This window comes from Butyrivibrio sp. INlla14 (assembly GCF_900102515.1).
Classification (GTDB): Bacteria; Bacillota; Clostridia; order Lachnospirales; family Lachnospiraceae; genus Butyrivibrio.
The window spans coordinates 1-6,913 of the sequence record NZ_FMVS01000057.1; the positions used below are offsets into that span (position 1 = coordinate 1).

Annotated in this window: 6 protein-coding genes; 1 reads left to right on the forward strand and 5 read right to left on the reverse strand. The window is 39.0% G+C overall.

Annotated features, from left to right (window positions below):
- Positions 1–182, forward strand: a 182-nt coding sequence (locus BLO53_RS19390) for a hypothetical protein (protein WP_207648487.1), incomplete at its 5' end; no start/stop codon positions are given.
- Positions 183–379: 197 nt separating this feature from the next.
- Here the strand turns inward: BLO53_RS19390 and BLO53_RS18535 are convergent.
- From BLO53_RS18535 to BLO53_RS18555, 5 genes are all read right to left on the reverse strand, one after another.
- A complete protein-coding gene (locus BLO53_RS18535; protein ID WP_092065121.1) occupies positions 380–2,431 on the reverse strand; it encodes a serine hydrolase domain-containing protein in 2,052 nt (683 codons plus the stop codon).
- Positions 2,432–2,494: 63 nt separating this feature from the next.
- Positions 2,495–4,411 (reverse strand): heavy metal translocating P-type ATPase, encoded by a 1,917-nt coding sequence (locus tag BLO53_RS18540; protein ID WP_092065124.1) that lies wholly within the window; start codon positions 4,409–4,411, stop codon positions 2,495–2,497.
- Positions 4,412–4,530: 119 nt separating this feature from the next.
- Entirely contained in the window at positions 4,531–4,746 is a 216-nt protein-coding gene (locus BLO53_RS18545) for a cation transporter (RefSeq protein WP_092065127.1), read from the reverse strand.
- 72 nt (positions 4,747–4,818) lie between these two features.
- Complete coding sequence (locus BLO53_RS18550; protein WP_026487862.1) at positions 4,819–5,178, reverse strand: ArsR/SmtB family transcription factor; 360 nt, start codon at positions 5,176–5,178, stop codon at positions 4,819–4,821.
- Between the two features lie 140 nt (positions 5,179–5,318).
- A partial coding sequence (locus BLO53_RS18555) for an N-acetylmuramoyl-L-alanine amidase family protein (protein ID WP_442857222.1) occupies positions 5,319–6,913 on the reverse strand: 1,595 nt, incomplete at its 5' end.

Genomic DNA, 6,913 nt, shown 5'->3' on the forward strand with positions numbered 1-6,913 from the left:
GTGCGAGGATGCTCGGTCTTCTGATCATAACGATAGCACCGCCTATGGCAGAACGGGCAATCATCCTGATGCCATTTATCAGTCCTAGCCTGTATCCTGAGGTGGCATACACCATCCTGGTCATCATAGAAATTTGCATCTTCTATGACAGCATGGTTGACATTGAGCAGTTTTTTACATAGTGTATTAGCAGAAACCATCTGTGGGTACCTCCGGTATCTCTGAATGTTGTAGTTTAGTCGCTAATACATTACAGAAACACAGATGGTTTTTCAATTGTAAAAGTACATCAGAGGTTAGGCATAGTACCCACCTTTATGCCAGAAGCCTCAGATTATCTATCTAATCGTGCATGTAAGAGTATACCATGAAATCATGCTTAATTACTAGGGTTTTCGCTAGTTTCAGCGGCAGTTTTGTTCTCTGCTTCCTGGACATTTTCCTCTAAAGTATCATCTTCATTTTCCTTAACTTCTTCCCCGTCCTCTATACCAAGAAGTTCAGGTACAGTCAATACTCCAGTAATAGTGGGCTGGATAGTATTCTTGACAGCATGCTCAAGAGCCTCTTTTACTCCGCCCTTAAATATTCTGCTGACCACCATGCCCTGAACACCGGTAATGGCATCCGGAGCAAGAGATTTCATGGTGGAAATAAGCATGTCAGTACCTGGTGTTTCAAAGAGTCTGACTTCAATTTTAGATGGCACAGAAGGATGAATAAAGGTTCCCTTCCTATCCTCTCTGTCAGCTGCATCGTTCTCAAAATAAATGTTAAAGGTTCGAAGGCAAGCTTCCTCCAGGAAGTTTATCTCATTTCGGATGACAAGCCTGTTATATTCATCGGTTGTAATATAAGAAACCAGTGAAACTTCATAGATTTCTCCATGCATATTGATCTTACTGGTATATCTTTTGCCACCAAAGCCGCATCTTAAGCTAAATATCTCCATGCCCTCGTAAATATCTATGTAAAAGAAGTTCTTATCCCAGAGCCTGAAGCCAATCTTATTTATTCCATCCGTGAAATTATTATGAACTACCTGCATCATGATAGGGAAAATTCCAACACCCTTTTGTTCGATGGTATAGGTCTTTCCGTCAAGTTTGCCGAGCCACTCATGGATCAGATGGTTCTCGTTTCTGACATTGTAGGATTTAACCGCAGCTTTAAAACTAGCTCTCTTATTGTCAAAAGAGTAAGCTTTCTTATGGGCAGATCCTGTAGTCATCTTGATATTCCTGGCTTTCCAGCCTCCAACGCAGATAACAGGATAACAATTGTTCCTGCCGCTGACAGACTTGCAGATAGCCTTCAGTATATTTAATTCCCCAAAGTTTTCAGGTAAAGCATTATCAGAAACCTGAAGCTTTTTCATAAAATCTCTGATAATGACCGCCATCTTGCTGGTCTGAAAAATATCGCTATTGCCGGCATTTGTTACTACGACCATATCGATATCAGGATAAACAAATACATTTTGTCCCAACATGCCGTTGTAGGCAAAGGAACCAGGTCTGTCGTCATTTATCCATAGCTGATATCCGTAGTGGGCATTGTCCTCTTTACCGGTTTCAATTTGCCATTTTACAGATTCTTCTACCCACTGACTTGGTACAATCTGTTTTCCATCCCATTGGCCCTTCTGAAGATAGAGCTGACCCAGTTTAGCCATATCTTCTATCCTGATAAAAAGGCCCCATCCGCCCTTTGTAATACTCTGAGGACAGTTTTCCCAATAGGTTCTCTGGATACCCATAGGTATAAAGATTTTCTCTTTTATATACTCATAGGCACTCATGCCAGTCTTTTCGGTGATGATAGCTGACAGCATATAAGTATTCATGCTGTTATACTCAAATTGTGTTCCCGGCTCAAACTTAAAAGACGCCTCCAAAAATGCCTTACGCCAGTCATTGCCGCTAATAGCACCAGCTTCACTAAAATCAACTCCGCTACTCATAACAAGGAGATTTCTAACAGTTATGTTCTTCTTAAGAAAGCCAAAGGGGCTCATTCTGGAGCTGAATATATCGAACAATTTTTCATCTAAAAAGAGCTTACCCTCGTCAATGAGAATACCAATAGCCATTCCTATCACGCTTTTGCACATGGAAAAAGAAACATGCCACATATCCATATCATAGGGTTCAAAGGCACATTCAGCTACAACTTTGCCGTGTCTAAGGGCCATGAACTTATGTATATTACAATCTTTTGATTCAAAAAGGTCTCTTATTAAGGACGCAAAAAGAGCAGAACTTAGACCCTGGGATTCTGGTGACATTCTCTCAAGATACGTCTCTCCAATTACGTTCTCGTGCAGGAATTCTGGCTTCTGAGGATGGTAATTAACCTTGCTGATCTCACCAGTTTCTCTGGCAACCAGCTTCATCAAAAGTCCACCAACGTCTAATTCTGCTCTTGGCATAATATATACCCCCTAAGGCTCATCGCCTTATTTCCAACAATTTAAATGGATATGCGAAGGGGATTAGTTTTTGTTATATTTAAGTGCTCTCATGGAGTTAAGAATAGCTATAACAGCAACTCCCACATCTCCAAACACAGCAAGCCACATAGTAGTAAGTCCTAATGCTCCAAGTACAAGAATAATAAGTTTGACAGCAAGCGCAAATACAATGTTCTCTTTTACAATGCGCATGGTCTTACGAGCAATTCTAATTACTGAAGCTATCTTGGAAATGTCATCATCCATGATAACTACATCTGCAGCCTCTATGGCCGCATCACTTCCAAGAGATCCCATCGCAATACCAACATCCGCTCTCATAAGTACAGGAGCATCATTGATTCCATCTCCTACAAATGCAAGCTTATTACCATTATCCATTGTTGCTAGTAATTTTTCAACCCTGCTGACTTTATCTGCAGGAAGAAGCTGCGCAATAACCTGATCTATGCCAACTTTTGAAGCTACATCCTTAGCAGCTTTTTCTCTGTCACCAGTAAGCATGATGGTCTTTTTAACGCCGCTATTTTTAAGGTCTTTAATTGCCTTAGCCGAAGTCTCTTTTACCACATCAGATATAATAACAGCTCCAAGATAATTTCCATCAAGAGCCACATAAACTACAGTTCCAGCTCTGTCTACGCTCTTGTATTCAATACCCTTCTCATCAAGGAGCTTACCATTTCCAAGAAGCAGCTCTTTACCCTGGTATAAAGTTGCAACGCCCTGGCCAGATATCTCTTTAGTCTGGCTCTCGTCAATAAGGCTGTTGTCGATTCTGCGCCTTAAGCCTCCCTCGAAGGCTCCTTCCACATAGGCATTACATACGGACTTTGCTATTGGGTGATTGGATAAAGACTCCCCGTGAGCAGCAATTTTCAAAAGCTCAGCCTCTGAGGACAACAGTTCCTTATTGTATATGATCTCAGTAACCTTAAACTCGCCCTTTGTGATAGTTCCAGTCTTGTCAAAAACAACCGTATCAACCTTGGATACAGACTCAAGATAGTTACTGCCCTTAACAAGGACTCCAATCTTGGATGAAGCACCAATTCCGCCAAAGAAGCCAAGAGGAACTGATATAACAAGGGCACAAGGACATGAAACAATAAGAAAAATGCAGGCTCTTCTAATACTGTCTGCCCATGGGAGCATTCCAAGTATAGGAGGGATAATTGCCAGTAAAAGAGCTCCCACAGTAACTACTGGTGTGTATACCCTGGCAAATCTGGTAATAAAATTCTCCATTCTGGACTTCTTGTTGCTGGCATTTTCTACAAGTTCCAAAATCTTGGATACTGTAGAATCCTCGTAAGCTTTTTCAACTCGAATCTTGAGGATTCCTTCGCCATTAACGCAGCCACTTATAACTTCATCTCCTGCAGCAGCCTTTCTTGGAACTGACTCACCTGTAAGTGCTGCAGTATCTATAAAGCTCTCGCCCTCTATAACAGTTCCATCTACAGGGATCTTTTCTCCAGCTCTTACCAAAAGTATATCGCCTACACTGACTTCCTCTGGATCAACCTCAGTTACATTACCCTTGGCGTCAACGAGATTAGCTGACTCTGGTGCAATACTCATAAGTTCAGTAATAGATTGTCTGGATTTACCAACTGCAACAGCCTGGAATAATTCTCCAATCTGATAAAAGAGCATTACAGCAAGGGCTTCTGAGTATTCCTGAATTCCGAAAGCACCAAAGGTTGCAATCATCATAAGGAAATTCTCATCAAATACCTGACCATGGCTGATATTTATGAAGGCCTTTTTAACAACATCATATCCTATGAACACATATGGTACAAGATATATCAAAAAGGTAACAAGCCATGGAAATGGCTCAAGTGCACCTATTTTATCCAAAATCAAAAGTGCCACAAACATAACCAGCACTATAATTATTCTATTTCGCATTTTCTTTTGTTTCTTGGTCATATTATCACCCTCAAAAACAGATTTTATTAAACAAATTCTATCGATATTAAACTTCAGAAAATCTGCAGTTCATTATAAAGATCACAAGGTCTATGATTTACTCATAGACCTTGTAAATATCAAGCTTCAATTTCGCAATCAGGCTCTACCTTCTTGCAAGCCTTAACTGCCTGCTCAAAAACAGAATCAAATACATCATCAGCAGCCTCAAGAATGAATTTCTGAGTCATGAAATTAACTCTGGCGCTAACAACACCTTCAATCTTCTTAACTGCATCTTCCATCTTGGCTGCACAGTTTGCACAATCAACTTCACACTTAAATGTCTTCTTCATATCTATATCTCCTTTTACATAAGAATTTGTATTATTTACTTCCAGTTTCTATTCTGAAAGCTATATTCTGTATCATTCCTCAATATGATTAAGTCCCTGATCAATAATGGTTCTAACATGATCATCAGCCAGAAAATAGATTATGGACTTGCCTTCTCTTCTATTTCCAACTAGCTTACTCTGTTTAAGAACCTTGAGCTGGTGAGAAATTGCTGACTGAGTCATGTTAAGTGTCTCAGCAATATCGCATACACACATTTCCTGTTCAAACAAAGCAAATAGTATCTTGATTCTGGTTGAATCCCCAAAAACTTTAAAAAGCTCTGCAAGATCATATAATTCATCTTCATCAGGCATAAGCCTCTTGGTCTTAAGAACTACATTACTGTGGGTGCAGAACTCATCGCACAGCTCAACATCATTCATTGCCATAGAAATCACCTCTTTTAATTCAAACATATGAATATCTGTTCATATGTTTAATCTATCCCATATATTCATTATTGTCAACAAAAAAATGAGCTATTTCTTTTTTTCTTTAGAAATAGCTCAAACCAACTAATTTTTTCCTATTACATATAAAATGAATATTTCTTGCCCCACTTTTTAATAGTTTCAGACTTGGCAAGTCTGCCATCAGCCTTAGTATAGTACTTAGCGTCTCCAACAGTAATCCATGTACTCTTAGTCTGTCTACCATCAGCCTTGAAGTAATAGGTATCACCATCAATGTCTACAAATCCAGTCTGCATTACGCCTTCTTCATCGAAGTAATAAGTTGCGCTCCACTTATCCTTAAAGCCTTTTACCATCTTGCCATCCTTAGCAAAGTAGTAAGTCTTGCCGTTTTCCGTATAGAATACGTTTTTCTGAAGAGTGCCTCTTTTACTAAAGAGATAATATTCTCCATCAATCTTCTGCATTCCTGTCAGATACTCGCCATCTTCTTTTTCAAAGTAGACTGAACCATACTTTGTTTTCCATGTGCCCTTAATTGTTTCTGGATCTTCTGGTTCATCCGGGTCATCTTGTCCCTTAATTGTATATTCAGGTGACAGGAAGTAGATGTTCATTATACTTCCGTCATCATAAGGATCCGTACCATCACAGGTCCACTCTACGCCATTAACGATTAGCTTTGGATTATCTGCAAACTCATGTGTATAATAATATTCACTGTTAATATGTAACAGTACTTTGAAACGATACCTGCCCTCTGAGAAGTAATCCTTATCATCTGCGGTTACTGGAATGAACTGCTCATGCAGATACTTCTGCCAGTGAATGCTCATAAATGTAACGGTATCAGGACCATCAAATGTAGGATTTTCATATTTTTGGCCCTCTACAAATACCTTTCCAATATTTGAATTAGCATTAATAGTTTCAATCTTATGCTTGCCCGCTTCTGGTAATGCACTATACTGATATCTCAACTCTGTGAGAGCTGAGATAGGCTTCAGATCTGATTTTACTGCTCTTACATATACTGTATAGGAACCAAATGGAAGACCTTTCTTATAAAATGCATTCGTTGGGTCAAAGAAATTCTCTTCTGTATAGAAAGATTCCTGAGCAATAATAATTTCGTATTTATCAGCACCTCTGTATGGATCAAAACGTATTACTCCATTTTCTACTCTTACTCTTGAAAGGTACTCTCCATAAGTGAATTTTGAGTAAAACTCAGGAGAATCAACCACAGCTGATAACACAGTTGCTTTACTTTCTGGTCCATATGCCCTTGATACTATAGAACAATCTCTGCCATCCATATAGTATTCACAATCAGCATCTAATAAATAATTATAATTATTATTTTTATACTCAGGATCAATTTCTACTCTGAATCGTGCCTTATAATATCCTACATCAAACTTGTCTTCTTTATAGCTTTCAAAATCGCCTTCTTCGTTCTTTCTTACCCATTCAAGGAAAGTAACCTTGATTCCATTAGTCTCTGGGATAAGTGTAGGTTCTACGCATTTACCATAATCAACAATGGTAAAGGTAAGCGAAGGATCTGATTTTATATTAGCTTTTGAAATGATAGTTGGTTCTGGCAACTCAGGAGTTTCTATATCATATGTTGGAGAAGCAAACGTCATGCTAGTCATATTAAAATTCTCATCATATGAAGTAACTATACAACGCCAACCAATACCAT

Excerpts from the sequence above, each read along its gene's own strand:
- BLO53_RS18535 (WP_092065121.1), bottom strand. The coding sequence starts at position 2,431 with ATGCCAAGAGCAGAATTAGACGTTGGTGGACTTTTGATGAAGCTGGTT.
- BLO53_RS18540 (WP_092065124.1), bottom strand. The coding sequence starts at position 4,411 with ATGACCAAGAAACAAAAGAAAATGCGAAATAGAATAATTATAGTGCTG.
- BLO53_RS18545 (WP_092065127.1), bottom strand. The coding sequence starts at position 4,746 with ATGAAGAAGACATTTAAGTGTGAAGTTGATTGTGCAAACTGTGCAGCC.
- BLO53_RS18550 (WP_026487862.1), bottom strand. The coding sequence starts at position 5,178 with ATGGCAATGAATGATGTTGAGCTGTGCGATGAGTTCTGCACCCACAGT.